Source organism: Chryseobacterium ureilyticum, assembly GCF_900156735.1.
Taxonomy (GTDB): domain Bacteria; phylum Bacteroidota; class Bacteroidia; order Flavobacteriales; family Weeksellaceae; genus Chryseobacterium; species Chryseobacterium ureilyticum.
Genome location: NZ_FTOL01000005.1, coordinates 141,260 through 158,234 on the forward strand (window position 1 = coordinate 141,260; position 16,975 = coordinate 158,234).

Sequence of the window (16,975 nt, forward strand, 5' to 3'; positions counted from 1 at the left end):
ATCAGCTTTTAACACAAAAGAAAATTATGTCATCCAATAAAAATGCTCTTATCCGTTATAAGACATTAGATAAATGCCTCAAGAACAAGTACCGAAAGTATACCTTGGAGGATCTTATTGATGAGTGCTCCGAAGCTTTGTTTGAGTTTGAGGGAAAAGAATCCTTTGTAAGCAAAAGAACAATTCAGCTGGATCTTCAGAATATGCGAAGTGAAAAATTCGGGTATGAAGCGCCTATTGAAGTATATGAAAGAAAATATTACCGTTACAGCGATCCGGAATACAGTATTCATAATATTTCAGTGAATGAAAGTGATCTTAAAGCAATGAATAATGCCATTCAGATCCTGAAGCAGTTCAAGGATTTTTCGATGTTCAAAGAAATGAACGGAGTTATTCAGAAGTTGGAAGACTCCATTCACTCTACAAACCAGAAATCTATTATTCATTTAGATAAAAATGAGCAACTGAAAGGATTGGAACACATTGATATTTTGTATGAAAATATTCTGAATAAAAAAGTACTGAAAATCCTTTACAAAAGTTTTACCGCCAGAGAATCTAATGTTTATACCGTTCATCCGCAATTATTGAAAGAATTCAACAACCGTTGGTTTCTCGTTTGTCTTTATAAGCAAAAAATGTATAATCTTGCTCTGGACAGAATGGAGACTATTGAAGTGGATGAAAAAACAACTTATATTGATAGAAATCTTGATGGAGATGAGTACTTTAAAGACATTGTAGGTGTTACCGTTGCCGAATCAATAGTCCCTAAAAAAGTGGTTTTCTTCGTAGATTCGGCTAATGCTCCTTATGTTAAAACAAAACCGCTTCACAAAAGCCAGGAGATTGTAAGTGAAACAAAAGAAGGAACACTTTTTAAAATCTGTGTACAGATCAATTATGAATTAGAAAGGTTGTTACTTGGCTTTGGCGACTCTCTGGTAGTGCATAAACCTCAGAAATTAAGGTTGAGAATGGAAGAGAAATTCAAAGCTGGAAGTAGAAACTATCAGGACTTGGTACTTCCAGAGGAAAACTAGTTTTATATTGATTTTATAGGTTTTATATGAATTTGAATTCCTGCTTTTATGTGAATTTTTAATTGAAAATTTTTCCCCAATTTTTATCTTGGCTTGGAAATTGTAGTAATCAAGTACAAAATCACACTATGAAATCAAGAATATTTAAAGCATTAATTGCCATTATAGCACCTATAGCGATTGAATATATCGTTAAAAAAATATCTGAGAAACTTGACAAAAAAGAAGATCAGAAAGAGAAAGAACCAAAGCAGATTACTGCTTAAACGTAAAAGTAGTTTAAAATTTAAAATTATTGAAAAGAGACTGTCATTAAGGATGGTCTCTTTTTTTGTGATATTAGGAGTTGCAGGGGCTAGAAAACCACCCTGTCAAAAATCCTTTGAATTTTTTGCCACCCCTCTAGAGGAGGGGAATAAGCAGTCCTTCAACTGAAATTTTCTCTGTAGTATTCAAAAAATAGTAGATTTTCAAAAACTTAAGTGAACTTCTGAAGCAGTTAATAATAACTTTAAAATTACTTAAGTGTTAAAGTTCTTGTGGTTAAATAAATATTGAACAATTTATATAAAATCATAAATGCCATCCTTCCAGCCCAATACTTTAGAAGAATCCGCTTTTAGCCAGTTTTTTAAGATCGTAGCATATACTTTTCTGAAATCTTCTTTGTAAATCAAATCTCCTTCATTCAAATTCTGAAGATCCGGAAGATTGTTCAAAATCCCTTTCTTTTTCAGATTCCCACCAATAAAAAACATTTGATTGGCTGTTCCGTGATCTGTTCCGTTGCTTGCATTTTGGGCAACCCTGCGACCAAACTCAGAAAAGGTCATCAGTAAAATATTATTGAATAATCCATTACTTTTCATATCGGCAACAAATGATTGTACAGCCTCATTAATATCACCAAACAACTTTTTTTGTCTGTCATTCTGATTTACATGCGTATCAAAGCTTCCGATAGAAAGATAGTAAACCTGAGTGTTAATGTCTGATTTGATGAGTGAAGCAACCGTTTTGAAATCCTTCCCCAATTGAGAATTAGGGTATGTCTGATCTGTTTTTTTTGCTTTACTTTTTTCAAAAATATACCCAGCATTATTGATCGTAGAACCTAAGGTTTGATAAAGATAAGAAACTGTTTCATCGTCGTGATGATGATCATAAAGTGATTTAAAATATTTCTCCTGGCTCGTTTGATATAAACGCTTAGGATCTTTAAATGCGAAAGCCTTATTATTTTCACCCTTTAAAGCAAGACTGAGCATATCATCTACTTCCAATGCCTGTGTAGGATGCTCACAACGATAACATTCTTCATCCAGAAAGCGTCCCAGCCATCCTGTTTCCAGGAATTGATCACTTCGGCTTGCCGATTGCCAGATTTCCATGCTTCGGAAATGAGATTTGTCCGGATTAGGATAGCCTACATTATTCATTACAGAAAGCTCCCCATTATCAAAAAGCTCTTTAAAATAGGAGAGTGCCGGATTAATTCCAGCTTCATCCGTAAGAGATAAAGAATCCTGTATAGCAAGCGTTTTTCTCTTTCTGAAGTAAATATCGTTTTTGGAAGGAATAATGGTGTTTAGCCCATCATTTCCTCCGGTAAACTGAAGTACAATAAGAATATTAGGAGTTGTAGTACTCAAAGCTTCATCCATCGTCATTGCCTTTAAAAAATTAGGCATTAATAGGGAAGCGGTGGCAAGTGAACTGATCTTAAGGAATTCTCTTCTTTTGATTAGCATAACGATAGATTTAGGTTGGAAATAATGAATTACATTAATTGGTATTCAGGGGTTGACATCAGATTAATGATATTCATTTTTAAACTCTTATCAGAAAAATTATTTACCGTATTTATATCCAAGCTTTTGCCATTTACGATCAAATAATCTTCACAATTCTTACTGGCGAAAATTGTATCAACACGGCTCCAGTCTATAATGATATTAGGGTTTTTAAAGGTTTTGTTCAAAGCAGATTCTTTAGATTTCATTCCCATATCAATATCATCATCCTGTCGCGGACTGTATTCCAATGGACGAAGACCTGACCAAATCTGTGGAATTTGCAGCCTTAACATTAACGTAGAACTGTCAATCCATGCTTTTCCATTTACCCAGCCCGAAACATTGGGGGGATAAAGCAGCATTTGTCCCAATAATTTCTGATAAACGATGAGGTTTTCAGGATTTTGAATCTGCATAGGAAGGATTCGCATGATTCCAGCCATCAGTTCCACAGGAGATTTTATTCTGTTTCCCATATTTTTCTGATCATAAAACCATGTACTTGAGAATATTTCAGTCATGAGCTTTTTTATATCATAACCGGAATTGTAAAAGTTTGCACTCAGTTTATCAATGATATTCTGATCAACATTTTCATTGACGAAAAACTTGTAAATCTTAGTTGTAATAAACTTAGCCGTACTTTTTTGTTCCAATATAATATTCAAAACATCTGATCCGTTAAAATTCCCTGTTTTTCCTAGAAAAGTTTTTGTTCCTTCATCATGTTGGTTTTTTCTTTCCTTAAAATTTCCTTCTTTATCATAACTCCATCCTGTAAAAGCTCTGGCACCTTCTCTTACATCCTTTTCCGTATAGTTTCCTCTTCCTATCGTAAAAAGCTCCATTACTTCACGGGCAAAATTTTCGTTCGGATGGTCTTTTTTGTTCTGTTGATTATTCAGAAAATTGAGCATTGCCGGAGATTGACTTACTTCAAAAAGCAGTTCCTTAAAATTTCCGAGTGCATTTTTCCTGATTGTATTTAAAAGCTGTTGATTGAATTTCGGATTAACAACTCTTGAAGCAAAATGTCCATGCCAGAAGAAAGCCATCTTTTCTCTCATCTGTTCTTTGCTATTCACTATTTTATCCAGAAAGTTGAGGTTAAGTTCATTGTTTTGCTCTCTGTTGAGGCGCTGCATTTCCTTTTTCTTCTCTGCAGGAGCAGTGCTATTCATGTAGTCTTCTGTAGGAACTATATCGGGAGTGTCGTAAGTGATGTCACTAAAGTTGTCTTCTTGGAATAATTCATTGATCAACGTTGTTATATTCTTACTTTTCAAATCATCAATCTGATTGATTCCAACACCGAAACCGGCACGCCAAAGAAGATGTTTGTTTTTTAATAGTGAATCAGACATAGTGAAAAGGTTTATTTTTTTGATCTGTTAAGATGAAAAAGGTTAAAATAATAACGGGTTAAGGATTGTTAATATTATCATGAGTAATGAATTCGGCAGGTAGAATTGTTGGAAAATGAAAAAGCACAAGTCTTTTGCATGCTGCGTTGTAAGGCGTAAGGATTTTATCTGCAATAAAATTGTAGAAAGTTTTATAATTGCCACCAATGCACGAATAAAATATTTGATCTTCAGTTTTTAAAAGCTATGTAGTGATGGGATAAAAGCTAACAACATAGCCGCATAGTATAAAATTATTTGTGCATTGGTGGCAAAAAATAAAAAAATCCTTGCTAAAAATCTTAGATATTCTTGCGTCTTTGCATTTTCCAGTAATAGAATTTGTTTTATATCAATCTGTTACATTTTATTCTTTAACGTTTTATACTTATTTCACATTTCAGGCTCTATTTTTTATAAAAATTGTTAAACGTTTATTTAAATTTTAAGATAAATTAAACCATTGATAATCATTTGTTTAATTGTTTTTTATGTGTTAAAAAACTGTAGAACACGTTGCTTGGCACGATTTTTACATCCTCTTGTTTAGTAAAATTTAAAAATTAGAGTTATGAAAATGTTTAAACAAGCAATTTTGCTAGCTGGAATTTTAACAGCAGGTATAGCAAGCGCACAGGATTCAAAAATGAACAACATGATCAAAGTAGGCGCGAATGTTGGTTTAGCAGTTCCTTCAGATAACCTTTCAGCTGCCGTTGGTGTAGATGTAGCTTATCAGAACCTTATTACTCCTGGATTTGGATTAGGTATCGCATCAGGATATACTCACTATTTTGGAAAAGATAACAACGGTTATAAAAATAATGATGTAGGAGTAGTTCCTGTAGCTGCTTTAGTAAGAATTTATCCAAAACAGACAGGTTTCTATTTCGGAACTGACTTAGGATATGGTTTCCTTGTAGGAGATAAAACTGTAGCTTCAAACACAAACGTGGAAAGAGCAAACGGAGGTTTCTATATCAAACCGGAGATCGGATACCACAACAGAGACTGGAATTTCTTCGTACAATACCAAAAGGTTTTTGTAGGAACTAAAGGAGATTTAGTAGGACAGGACTATAATGTGGGGAATATCGGAGTAGGATTCGGTTATAATATTCCATTAGGAAAGTAGTTAGATTTAATATATAAACAATTATTAACCAAAACCTTTTCACGAAAGTGGAAAGGTTTTTTTGTTCTGTGCAGGTATTACGAAAACAATTATTATATTTGGTAAAATTTGAGGTTATGATTCTGAATCCAAAATTTCCGCTTTATTTACCAGGAGTAGAGAACAGTAATAATGATAATGTTTCTATCATTGGAGCAAGTCTTCGTGAAGATATAACAATCTTAGGCTATTTTGTTTCCGGTAACGGAGGTCTTGAGATAAAAATTCAAAATACATATTCTACTAAGGAATATGCTTCTTTTAATGATATTCTGAGAAAATTCATTCAGGATAATCAGTTAGAAAATGTAAAACGTTTAGGAATGGCTGTGCCGGGACCTGTGATTGACGGGAAAAGTAACCCTGCTAGATTAGGCTGGAACCTTGACATTGAAGAATACAAAAGAGATTTCGGTTTTGAAAAAGTAGAAATGCTGAACGACCTTGAAGCATCTGCTTACGGAATGGCTCTTCTTGAAGACGATGATCTGGATGCTATCTATACAAGTGGTCACCTTGAAAAAGGAAATGTGGCAATTCTTGCTCCCGGAAATGGACTTGGTGAAGCCGGATATTTCTTTGACGGGAAAAATCTTAGACCATTTGCTACAGAAGGAGGACATTCGGAATTTTCACCGAGAACCAATGTAGAAGTGGAGTTCTATCAGTTCCTGAATAATATCTATGGAATTGTAAGTTGGGAAAATGTATTATCAAAATCAGGATTATTCAATATTTATCGTTTTCTGAGAGATGTAAAAAGACATCCGGAACCTGAGTGGTTGAGCGATCGTCTTGCCAATGGAAATTTTGTTGAAGAATTATACAAGGCAGCAGTAGAGGATAATGTATTAATTTGTAGAATAGCTCTGGATACTTTCCTTGAGTTCTTAGCAAGAGAAGCCAATAACCTTACTTTAAAAGTTAAAGCAACGGGAGGATTACTGATTGCTGGTGATATTCCTCAGATGGTGAGAGAATATATTGACAAAGATAAATTCTATGAAAAATTCAAGATCAGTGATAAAATGGAGGGAATGCTTAAAAATATTCCTATCTATCTGGTCAAGCAAAATCACACCGCATTAAAAGGTATGGCTCTGTATACAGCCTACTATCAAGTATAAAATAAAAGCTCCGAAGAAATTCGGAGTTTTTTTATGGGATGATATTATTCATAAAAATAATTGAGATTCTTGATATACATCAATGAAATCTATCAAATAAGATGGCTATCTTTGTTTAAACTTAATTAAAATAATTCTAAACAATGAAAAAAATATTTTTATTAGCAGTATTAGCTGGTGGTTTAGCTTTCGGACAATCCAAAAAAGTAGTAGCATCTGATGTTCACTGGTGGGGATATAAAGTAGCAAAATCTGAAGCAAGTTCTCACGACGGAACTGTGAAGGTAACATCAGGTGATATGGTAATGAAAGGAAACCAGCTTGTAGGAGGAAGCTTTGTATTGGATATGACTTCTATCAATGCAACTGACGTTACAGGTGATTCTCAACAAAAACTGAACGGACACCTTAAGAATGGTGACTTCTTTGAAGTTGAAAAATTCCCGACAGCTACTTTTAAAATTACTTCTGTAAAGAAAAACAACGATAAAATCTACAACTCTCTGGTAACTGGAAATCTTACTGTAAAAGGAAAAACCAATGCGGTTTCTTTCCCTGCTAAGATTGCTTACAGCAAAGGAGTAGTAAGTTTAGTCTCTAATAAGTTCTCTTTTGACAGACAAAAATTTGATGTATCTTACAAGTCTTCTATGCAGGATGTATTTTTAAAAGATGACATCGATATGATTGTAAAGGTGACTGCTCAATAAATTAATCAAAAAAAGATTATTAAAAGTGTAGAAGTTCTACACTTTTTTTTATTTTTGTTGAATTGTAAATAAAAAAGAATGAAAAGATTACTATTGTTTGCTATGGTGTGCGCAAGCATATCATTTGTTTCTGCCCAAAAGAAATTTGATAAAGTTTCAAAAGTGACTTCATCAGAAATCAGATGGTGGGGATATAAGGTTGTAAAAACTGAAGCTTCCTCTCACTCCGGAACGGTAAAGTTAAAGAGTGGAAAATTCAACTTTGATCATACTGTTTTGGTAGATGGAGAATTCATTATAGATATGAGAAGTATGATGGCTGGAGATGTTTCTGATGAAGATCAGATTAAATTAACAGATGACCTGAAAAGCTCAAACTTTTTCGAAGTTAAAAAATTCCCGGTTGCGAAGTTTCATTTGACTAAAATTATTCCTTTAGCAAACAGTGAATACAATTCTACCGTGTATGGAGATCTTACTCTGAAAGGAGTGAGAAAAACAATCTCTTTCCCGGCAAACGTATATGTTACTCAGTTTACAACAGTCATTGAGTCTGCGAAATTCTCTCTGAACAGAAGAGACTTTAAAGTATTCTATCAATCTTCATTGAAAGATTATTTCATCAAGAACGAAATGGATATCCAGTTCAAAGTTTCTACTGAAAAAATTGACAATGACAACAGAGTTCCTGTAAAGAAAAAGAAGTAAGATTAAATACTATATTGATAAAAAAGAGCGGTTCTTAGGAGCTGCTCTTTTTTTGTAATTATATTTTTAAAACTCTGCGTCGAATTAAAGGTTATAATTTCATGAACGTATTCAATTTTTCATTCTGAAAGAATCTAAACATGTATTTTCTGGTAATTTTTAAATTTTATATTCTAAGTTTTGGATATCAAATTCTTTTCAACCTAAAATACTTCCTTTTCCTTATTTTTTATAAATTAGTACTATGAAAATTTATGTTGTAAGCGGTCTTGGAGCAGACTTTAAAGTACTTGAAAGGCTGGAGTTTCCCAAGCACTGCGAATTGATTTTTATAGATTGGCTTATTCCAAAGCAAAATGAGCCTTTTCATGCCTATGTAGAGAGAATGGCAGAGAAAGTAGATACTTCAGAACCATTCTGTTTAGTAGGATATTCTTTTGGGGGAATAATGGTTCAGGAGATTAACCAATTGAAACCTGCTGAGAAGGTTGTAATCCTTGGAAGCATAAAATCTGATAAAGAAAAATCCAAATTCATAAAAACAGGGGAAGTCACCAAAATCCCACGCATATTACCGGTAGGTCTTTTCAATACAAAAGCTGCCAATGTATATGCAATCATCAGAAAACTTTTTGATCCTAAAAACCCCAGGCTGCTTCAGTATTTTAGAGTAAGAGATCCTTATTATCTGAAATGGTCTGTAGAAAAGGTCTCGGAATGGAAATTTGATGAAAACCCTAATGTCATCCAGATATTGGGAGATAAGGATATTGTTTTTCCTATCAAAAATTCAAAACCGGATTATGTAATTAAAGGAGGAACCCATTTATTTCCAGCGACTAAATCTAAGGAAGTTTCCAAAATATTAAATGAAATATTTAAAGATTCAGAGAAGGAAATTTCCATTGAAAAGAAAGATACAAGTATAGTCTAGATTTTTATTGTTCCTATAGTCGCCAAAATTCTTAAATAATCATTAAACCTCTGCCGAATACTGATTTTTATTAGGATTTATCATGTATCTTTGCTTTGAGGAAAATGAAGAATCATTTATGGAATCAATATCGGTTTTTGAGATTATTAAAGTAGGGATAGGTCCGTCCAGTTCGCATACAATGGGACCTTGGAATGCAGCATCTGCATTTATCAGGATTATTAAAAGAGAGAGATCAATAGCTGAAGTTAAAGAAGTTTTTCTTGAATTTTTTGGTTCACTGGCAAAAACAGGGATTGGGCATGGAACAGACATAGCCGGAATGCTTGGATTGAACGGAGAAGATTTTAAGACGATCAATACTTCAAAAATTGATGAGAAAATAGACTATATAAAAAGTACTCAAACCATTAATCTTGGAGGTGAGAAGGTGATTCCGTTTATATACGGACATCATTTGATCTTAAACATGAAGAAAAACCTTGATTTTCACCCGAACGGGATGATCTTTAGGGCTGTTTTTGAAGATGGAACGGAGCTTGTTCAGGATTTTTATTCTGTGGGCGGAGGTTTTATCGCAAGCCAGGAGAAAAATTCTATACAAAAACAGTGTGTACGTACTTTGTACCCTTGTCATAAGGCTTCTGATATTGCTAAATATTGTGAGAAGCTTGGTCTTAAGAAAATTTCAGATCTTATTTTCATCAACGAAGAAAGCTGGAGAACACAGGAGGAGACAAAACAGGAAGCACTTTATATCTGGGAACAGATCAAGGAGTGTATTTATAAAGGTGTAAATAAAGAAGGAATTCTTCCGGGAGGATTAAATGTTTCCAGAAGAGCAGCCGGTATCAACAGAAAGCTGTTGGGTGATAAGATCTATAAAAATAAAGACGAATGGTTCCAGCAGGTAGTAGATGCAGAAGAAAACTTTACCAATATCAATAAATGGATTGCTTGTTTCGCGTTGGCTGTAAATGAAGAAAATGCAAGCTTCGGAAGAATTATTACAGCTCCTACAAATGGTGCCAGTGGTGTAATTCCTGCCGTTTTGATGTATTCCCAAGCCTTTACAGAGTCAATCAGTGAGGATGATATTATTCGTTTTCTATTGGTTGCAGGTGAAATAGGAACTTTATTCAAAAAAAATGCTACAATTTCTGCAGCAATGGGAGGTTGCCAGGCTGAAATCGGAGTGTCATCTGCAATGGCTGCGGCTGGGCTTACAGAAATCTTAGGAGGAAACGTAGGACAGGTATTGATGGCGGCAGAAATTGCTATGGAACATCATCTTGGGCTAACGTGTGACCCAATCAAAGGACTTGTACAAATTCCTTGTATTGAAAGAAATACAATGGGAGCAATGAAAGCGATTACAGCAGCGAATATTGCATTAGAAAGTGATCCTGCCAAAGCAAAAGTAACATTGGATGAGGTAATTCAGACCATGTGGGAAACGGCACAATCTATGAGTGATCGTTTTAAGGAAACTTCAGAAGGAGGATTAGCAATTGCGGTGAACGTTCCTGAATGTTAAGAATTATTTTAAAATATAAAAAACCTTAGATCTTGTGTCTAAGGTTTTTTGTTTTTATCGTTTATTATTCTGTAGGAACCTAACTGCTACATATCAAATCTCAGGTTATATTCCTACGCAATGACAAAAACCGGGGCTATTCAGTTGTTTAAGCTCTACTTATTTTTATTAAACAAAAAAGTCTTCCCGCCTTGAGTAAGCTTAAGCTGATTGTTTTCAAGAATAAAATCAAGCTTTATGCCGGCTTTATCAAATGTAAACTGATCTTTTTCTGTAGCTGTCAGAGGAAATTCAGCTTGATTGGAAGCCTGAGCATATAACCCTTCCTCTTTGATAAATACCTTTACTCCCAGATCAATATCTTTAGACGAATAATCTCCTACATATTTTTCCAGTTGAGCCACAGGTATTGTAGCATTGTTAAATACAGGATACGTATAATCTCTGTTGTAGATTAGATTCAGAAGAGCAATGTAAAATCTGTTATGAGCAAAGTTCTGTCCATTAATGGTAATGGCATAGGATAGCTGGTCATTAGGATCATAACCAAGCGTAGAATGACTTCCCGCAGTATCACCACCATGTCCGTAATAGATAATGTTGTAAAACGGCATTTTCATGATTCCTGTCCCGAAGAACTTTTCCTCTTTATTGGAAATCATCATGTCAAGGGTTTCTTTTTTTACAAATTTTCCATTGAATAAAGCATTGATAAAAATATTCAAATCTTTAGGAGTGGAAGTAATATCTCCCAGTCCGATACAATTATGAAAATCAAAGTCTTTAACTTGTGCCCAGCTGTCTTTTTTAAATTCATATGATTTAAAGATATTCTTAGGATTATCAAGAACAGAGAAAGTATCAGACATAGCGATTTTGTCAAGAATATTTTCTTTTAAAATTACATTATAAGGTTGATTATATATTTTTTCCAGAATTCTACTTAATAAAAAGTAAGCAGAATTGGAATATCTTGTCTTTTGTCCCGGTTGAAAGCTTACTCCATTTTTTTTAATGGTATCGATAATGGCTCTATCTCCCACAGGTTTGTCGAATAACCAGTTATTGTCACCAGGTTTTCCTACATAATCAGTCAAACCACTGGTATGATTCAACATATTTTTTATGGTGATTTTTTTAGCATTAGGAATTTCGGGATAAAATTTTGAAAGTGGATCAGACAGATTGAGTTTTCCTTTTTCAACTAGTTGAAGAAGCATAACTGCTGTGATCATTTTACTGATGGAACCTATCTGGTATCCTGTGTTTTGATCATAGGTAACATTCGCGGGTAAAAGTTTTTGTCCAAAATCTCTTTTGTAAACCTCTGTTCCATTTCTGAAAATAGATATACTTCCGATTTCCTGGTTGTTTTGAACCATATAATTTAAAAAATCATCGATCTTTTGAGTGTTAATAGCTTTTCCGTTGAGATAAGGAATGTTATCCTCTTCAGACTTGATTTCTCTGTAAAGATTTAATTTTAATTTCTGTCCATTTTGAATAAAATCACCTTCAAAATGATCAGTTTTGTAAACTCCTTTATAACCTGCATTGATACTTCCTATTTCAAAAGTAAGTTCATTGTTGTTGAAATCTGTTTTATCTACAGGAAATTCCTGAGAACTTTGCTGTGGGCTAGCTAATGTTGAAGTATAACCTTTCGCTTTTTTTGTTATTGTAATCACGAGAGGAAGTTTTGCAGATTGAGTATCCAATTTCCCGTTCCAGGTTCCTTCAATTTGGGCGTAACAAAACTGTGCCAGGAAGACTAGCACCAATAATAATTTGATTTTCATGGTATTTAAATAATTTGATTAATTGTAAGCTGACAAACTAAAGCACTAATCAGCGATACGATGCAGAAGAGTACAATATGTTGCCATTTTTTGATATTTGTTGCTGTTTTGAATCCATTGTAATAGAGAGTCATACTGTAGATGAGCGTAGTAATCGTAACAAGAGTCAGAGTGATCATGATCAGGAAATCTAAAAAAGGGAAAGTACCTGTGGGATTAGACTGATATTGTATGACATTTTTTCCTGCCTGCTTTAAAAATGGTATTTTTCCGATACCCTGGATAATAATCAAAAAGAGTTGGGATATTAAAACGGTGTTGATAATATCGATGATTCTGGTTTTTCTGTTGAGAATTTTTCCCAATACACAAAGAATTCCAATAGCTACTGCAAAGCTCAATAGAGTAGGAAGTGCTATATTTCTGAGAGTTGCATTTTCAATATTACTGATCCTGTAAATACTTGTAAAAGTAGTATTCGTCCAATAACCCATGATTATGGAAAGAATAATGGTTATAAGTCCAGTGAATAGAAGTAGTTTTTCGTTAAACCTTTCAAATGGATTAAAAATTGTTTTCCAGTTCATATATTTTGTTTTACAGGTTATTTTTCAGTTGTTCTACTTTTGTAATCAAGTCATCCATCTTATTTCTCATGGTAGGATAAGATAAACCCGCCTGTTTCGCCATTTCTTTGATGCTTCCGCTGGAAAGAAAAAAATTAAGGACAAAATCCTGCTCATCACGATTAAGTTTAAGGAGTACGGGAAGCTCATAATCTCCGCTTACCTCAGTTTTGCAGCTGGGGCATTTCATTTGACTAACATTAAGAGTATGGTCACAACTTGGGCAGATTATTGGTAACTTCATTGAATTTATTTTTTACGAAAGTAATATTTTTTTTAATAAAGTTAAAATTTATTTTAATTTTATTAAAATTTTATTTTTGATGAATATGATTTTTAAACCTGAAAGTAGAAAAAAATGAACAGCTATTTGTTCTTTATCTAAAAACAAATACTTTTGCCAAAAACTAATAAACATGAGAAAAGCTTTTATGCTGCTTTTTGCCTTGGCTTCATTTGCCGCATATTCACAAATCAGTATTCCTGAATCTTCTGAAAAAGGAATTATTATTACCCAAACTAATCAAACAATCCATTATAAGAAGTTGTCTTATACTAAAGGAAAAGTAACTTATATCAATACGCAAAATGGGGAAGAGGAATTTCTGTACGATAATTCTGTGAAAGGAATTCAGGAGGAAGGAAAGATAGCAGTTGGAACTATGTCTTCAGAAAGTCTTACTGAAACGGTAAAAAATCAAGACACTAAACTGACTGTTAAAAAAGACATCAAAAATTATCTAATTCAGAAGAAAGATCCACAATATATGAAAGGGCGTACTCTTAATAATATTGGAACTGGTTTAGTAGTGGGAGGTGCAGCATGCTTTGTAATTGGAGGACTTTCAAATGTTTCCAAAGCTAATGATAACAGTGTGAAAAATGGTGATTCAAAAGGATCTCCGATTCCACTTATTATAGGATTGATTGGGGCAGGTACCGGTGTTGTATTTAAATTGGTAGGACATTCACAGATGAAAGAAGCAATGAATAACTACAGTACAGCTGATATAAAGAGATTTAAGCCAGACTATTATGTTCTTAATGATAGAAATGGAGTAGGGCTGATGATGAAGTTTTAAAATTGATTTTATTATTCTGATCATTATAAAAGCCACAAGAGTTTACAATGGAAACTTTTGTGGCTTTAAATATTTTTAAAAACTATATATCTGTTATTTTATCTTAGAATACCTCTGATTCTGTTGGCGTTGGTAATCAGTTCTTCAAGGTATTCGTAGTTTTCCTTTTCTAAAGCAGACTTGAATTTTCTGAGCTGGCTGATATGTTCATTCAGAACGTCTAATACATTTTCTTTGTTCTGTTTAAAGATAGGAACCCACATTTCCGGATGTGATTTTGCAAGACGAACTGTACTGGAAAAACCAGAACTTGCAAGCTGGAAAATAGTTTCTTCTTCACGCTCTTTTTCCAAAACGGTATTGGCAAGGGCGTAAGACGTGATGTGGGAAATATGCGAAATATAAGCCGTGTGGATGTCATGATCCTCTGCATTCATGTAAATCATGTGCATATCAAGGGCATTGACAACTTTTTCGACTGTCTCCAATGCGTCATCTGCAGATTCTTCCTTATTGCAAATTACTCCGGCTTTCCCTGCAAAACTGTCTGCAATAGCAGATTTTGGTCCATTGTTTTCTGTACCCCACATCGGGTGAAAAGCTACAAATCTTGAACGTTTCGGATGATCTTTAACGGCTCCTACAATTCCTGCTTTTGTAGATCCTGCATCCATAACGGTCTGATGATCGGATATAAGATCCAAAACACTCGGAAGTAATTTTCTGGTAGCATCTACCGGAATGGCAAGAATAATAAGATCTGAATCTTTGATCCCTTGTTCCAAATTTGCTTCTACATCAATAATTTTCAGGTCTAATGCATCACTGATATGCTGTTTATTATGGTCAATTCCATAGATAAAGCTGGCGATGTTTTTCTGTCTTAATTTCAGTGCCATTGAACCTCCTATCAATCCTACTCCTATAATACTTATTTTCATCTTTTAATTTTTTTAAATAAAAAAACCTCGTCCTAGGACGAGGTTTTAAGTTATGTTCATAAGAATCCCTATCCCAGATCTGAGTTAAAAATTCTATAATAATATGTTCCGTTGTTAAAATTCACGAAGCAAATTTATAAAATATTTTTTTAAATTGAGAAATTTTATGCTGCTTTCTTTGAATGAATAAAATTTCATTGGTCACAAAATATTTTAACCAGTGCTGTGAGGAATATTTTTTTCATTTTCTGCTCAAGCTTTATGATACTTTTTTGAAAAGATATATTCTAGTATTTAATAGTCTTCGGATCATACTTCTCAAAAGAAACCAATCCAAAATCTTGAGATGTATAGGTAATTTCCTTATCTTGAGATGTATCAGGATATAGGGTTGTAAAGCCTAATTTATGTAAATCCAGAGATTTATTTTTCTTATTAAAAACGAATGTTGTGTATTTATTTTGTTGAGGCTGTGTTGAAATATTTTCCTCTATTGTAAAGAAATTGCTTTTAATGCTAATATTGATGAAACCTTCTGCATATGAATTCGGATTGTACGCATTGATTATCCTGCTGTTACTGTATTCTGTTAAACCTTTATCCGGTTTATGAATCAATACATATACTGTAGAAAATCTATTTTGAGCATCAATTTTTCTAGGTGAAAAGACAAGCACTCTGTCTGAGAGATTATCGTTGTTAAGATCACATTCTTTATTGAGAATCAGCTTATGTGTTTCGTTTTTAGATCGGACATAATCTACTATACTTTGATTGACATCTGATGAATTTAGCTTAGACATCATTTTTTCTCTCCATTTATTTTCTTCTGCCTCATCATTTTCGTTGTTTACAGCAAAGGTATCAATGGTATTCCAGATGTTTTTGTTGCTGTCATATTGATATAAAAATACCTTTCTTGGTACTTGTGGTGTATAGGGGGCATCCAGATTGGGAGTGTGTTTAAGATACTTTTTTGGGGTATGGAAAATACAGATATTAAATTCTTTGCTGAGGCTTTTGAATGATTGTTTACTCAAGTTAGCATCAATCATGGAATCTACATCTTGTCCTTGATATTGAGTGACTTGCTGGCTATACCAATTTTTCGCCCCAATTTTGGGAATGAGAATGAACATGGTTTCTCCATCTTTGTAATTGAAGTCAAAATTACGGTATACACCTTCATCACCAGTGCCTGTGATTCCTTCAAGATCATCAACAGGATAATTAATAAAATCTATTTTTGTAGAAGTCTTAGGAGAAATGTTTTTTTCAATATTGCTTTTCTCTGATTGTTTGGTTTGCATGCTGTCACCAACAATATAAAGCAAAATGGAAGTGTCTTTTTCATGATATTAGTTATTCAGGTAATCTTTTATGCTCATTTTGATAAAAAAATAGGATTCAAAAGAGCGATTTTGCTGCACAAAGAAAAGTTTTTTTATTGAATGAAACACCTTTACATCGTTTTTTTAGAACAATTTTATTTGAAATCTATGATCTGAAAAACAAAATATTCTTTCAATTATTTAGAGTTTTTGAGCTTCATTGATTTTGTCTGTGAAAGCGTTTCTTACTTTTACCGCGCCGTTCAGTATTGTTTCAATGATGATTTTATTTTTCTTTGAGGTGATGTTAAAATCTTTTTTATAAGGTCTTTCATTCTCAATATTGGGCTGGTCTACATAAAAATACCCCAAATAAAAGAGCTTCTGATGATAAAAGTGATAGACATGAAAAATAGAACTATAGTAATCATTTCCTTCGATCATAATGATTTTATCTTCCTGATCCTGTTTGTAATACCATACATTGATATTGGTACTTTCCAAAACTAATGACGTGAGATATTCATTATTATTGATCATTACATTAGAGCTTCCGTTATTGAATTTTAATTCTATGGTAAGATCCTGAAATTTGAAAAATGTTTCATCTTTTTGGTTATTAATCTTTTGTGCCTTAAAACCTTTTTTATTGTTGTGTTTCTCTGTTAAAGTATTGGTGTTTTCTTCCTTTTGACCTTTACAGGAATGGAACAAATACATGAATGCTATCAGAATTAAAATATATTTTGCCATCTGATTGA

17 protein-coding genes are annotated in these 16,975 nt (G+C 33.4%); 9 read left to right on the top strand and 8 right to left on the bottom strand.

Going from position 1 to position 16,975, the window contains the following annotated elements; translation table 11 throughout:
- Positions 1–26: 26 nt before the first annotated feature.
- A complete protein-coding gene (locus BW983_RS15370) occupies positions 27–1,046 on the top strand; it encodes a helix-turn-helix transcriptional regulator (protein WP_076552780.1) in 1,020 nt (339 codons plus the stop codon).
- 128 nt (positions 1,047–1,174) lie between these two features.
- Positions 1,175–1,312 carry a hypothetical protein gene (locus BW983_RS24110; RefSeq protein WP_002980888.1) on the top strand — a complete coding sequence of 46 codons (138 nt, stop codon included), beginning with the start codon at positions 1,175–1,177 and terminating at the stop codon, positions 1,310–1,312.
- A 297-nt stretch (positions 1,313–1,609) separates the two neighbouring features.
- On the opposite strand, the gene BW983_RS15380 is transcribed toward BW983_RS24110, so the two are convergent.
- Both BW983_RS15380 and BW983_RS15385 read right to left on the bottom strand, forming a co-directional pair.
- Positions 1,610–2,797 (bottom strand): DUF1501 domain-containing protein, encoded by a 1,188-nt coding sequence (locus BW983_RS15380; protein WP_076552782.1) that lies wholly within the window; start codon positions 2,795–2,797, stop codon positions 1,610–1,612.
- A 29-nt stretch (positions 2,798–2,826) separates the two neighbouring features.
- Positions 2,827–4,206 (bottom strand): DUF1800 domain-containing protein, encoded by a 1,380-nt coding sequence (locus BW983_RS15385; RefSeq protein WP_076552783.1) that lies wholly within the window; start codon positions 4,204–4,206, stop codon positions 2,827–2,829.
- Between the two features lie 610 nt (positions 4,207–4,816).
- On the opposite strand from BW983_RS15385, the gene BW983_RS15390 reads away from it, so the two are divergent.
- The 6 genes from BW983_RS15390 to BW983_RS15415 all read left to right on the top strand — a co-directional run bounded on the left by BW983_RS15390 (position 4,817) and on the right by BW983_RS15415 (position 10,435).
- Positions 4,817–5,380: a hypothetical protein gene (locus BW983_RS15390; RefSeq protein ID WP_076552784.1), complete on the top strand. Its 564-nt coding sequence runs from the start codon at positions 4,817–4,819 to the stop codon at positions 5,378–5,380.
- 116 nt (positions 5,381–5,496) lie between these two features.
- A complete protein-coding gene (locus tag BW983_RS15395; RefSeq protein WP_076552898.1) occupies positions 5,497–6,546 on the top strand; it encodes a glucokinase in 1,050 nt (349 codons plus the stop codon).
- Positions 6,547–6,689: 143 nt separating this feature from the next.
- Positions 6,690–7,256: a YceI family protein gene (locus tag BW983_RS15400; RefSeq protein WP_076552785.1), complete on the top strand. Its 567-nt coding sequence runs from the start codon at positions 6,690–6,692 to the stop codon at positions 7,254–7,256.
- Between the two features lie 78 nt (positions 7,257–7,334).
- Complete coding sequence (locus tag BW983_RS15405) at positions 7,335–7,964, top strand: YceI family protein (protein ID WP_076552786.1); 630 nt, start codon at positions 7,335–7,337, stop codon at positions 7,962–7,964.
- 244 nt (positions 7,965–8,208) lie between these two features.
- Positions 8,209–8,898, top strand: coding sequence for an alpha/beta hydrolase (locus tag BW983_RS15410; protein ID WP_076552787.1), 690 nt, complete (start codon positions 8,209–8,211; stop codon positions 8,896–8,898).
- 118 nt (positions 8,899–9,016) lie between these two features.
- A complete protein-coding gene (locus BW983_RS15415) occupies positions 9,017–10,435 on the top strand; it encodes an L-serine ammonia-lyase (protein WP_076552900.1) in 1,419 nt (472 codons plus the stop codon).
- 155 nt (positions 10,436–10,590) lie between these two features.
- Here BW983_RS15415 and BW983_RS15420 read toward each other — a convergent pair whose 3' ends face one another.
- The 3 genes from BW983_RS15420 to BW983_RS15430 are packed head-to-tail and all read right to left on the bottom strand — an operon-like array spanning position 10,591 to position 13,104.
- Positions 10,591–12,234 carry a serine hydrolase domain-containing protein gene (locus BW983_RS15420; RefSeq protein ID WP_084184517.1) on the bottom strand — a complete coding sequence of 548 codons (1,644 nt, stop codon included), beginning with the start codon at positions 12,232–12,234 and terminating at the stop codon, positions 10,591–10,593.
- A 5-nt stretch (positions 12,235–12,239) separates the two neighbouring features.
- A complete protein-coding gene (locus tag BW983_RS15425) occupies positions 12,240–12,821 on the bottom strand; it encodes a YIP1 family protein (protein WP_076552788.1) in 582 nt (193 codons plus the stop codon).
- A 10-nt stretch (positions 12,822–12,831) separates the two neighbouring features.
- Positions 12,832–13,104, bottom strand: a complete 273-nt coding sequence (locus BW983_RS15430; protein WP_065393674.1) for a DUF2089 family protein — start codon at positions 13,102–13,104, stop codon at positions 12,832–12,834.
- A gap of 172 nt (positions 13,105–13,276) precedes the next feature.
- Between BW983_RS15430 and BW983_RS15435 the strand changes: the two genes are divergently transcribed.
- Positions 13,277–13,942 (top strand): hypothetical protein, encoded by a 666-nt coding sequence (locus tag BW983_RS15435; RefSeq protein WP_076552789.1) that lies wholly within the window; start codon positions 13,277–13,279, stop codon positions 13,940–13,942.
- A 98-nt stretch (positions 13,943–14,040) separates the two neighbouring features.
- On the opposite strand, the gene BW983_RS15440 is transcribed toward BW983_RS15435, so the two are convergent.
- The 3 genes from BW983_RS15440 to BW983_RS15450 all read right to left on the bottom strand — a co-directional run bounded on the left by BW983_RS15440 (position 14,041) and on the right by BW983_RS15450 (position 16,967).
- A complete protein-coding gene (locus BW983_RS15440) occupies positions 14,041–14,883 on the bottom strand; it encodes a prephenate dehydrogenase (RefSeq protein ID WP_076552790.1) in 843 nt (280 codons plus the stop codon).
- A gap of 287 nt (positions 14,884–15,170) precedes the next feature.
- Complete coding sequence (locus tag BW983_RS15445) at positions 15,171–16,193, bottom strand: hypothetical protein (protein ID WP_076552791.1); 1,023 nt, start codon at positions 16,191–16,193, stop codon at positions 15,171–15,173.
- A 222-nt stretch (positions 16,194–16,415) separates the two neighbouring features.
- Positions 16,416–16,967, bottom strand: coding sequence for a hypothetical protein (locus BW983_RS15450; protein WP_139329296.1), 552 nt, complete (start codon positions 16,965–16,967; stop codon positions 16,416–16,418).
- Between the last annotated feature and the right edge of the window lie 8 nt (positions 16,968–16,975).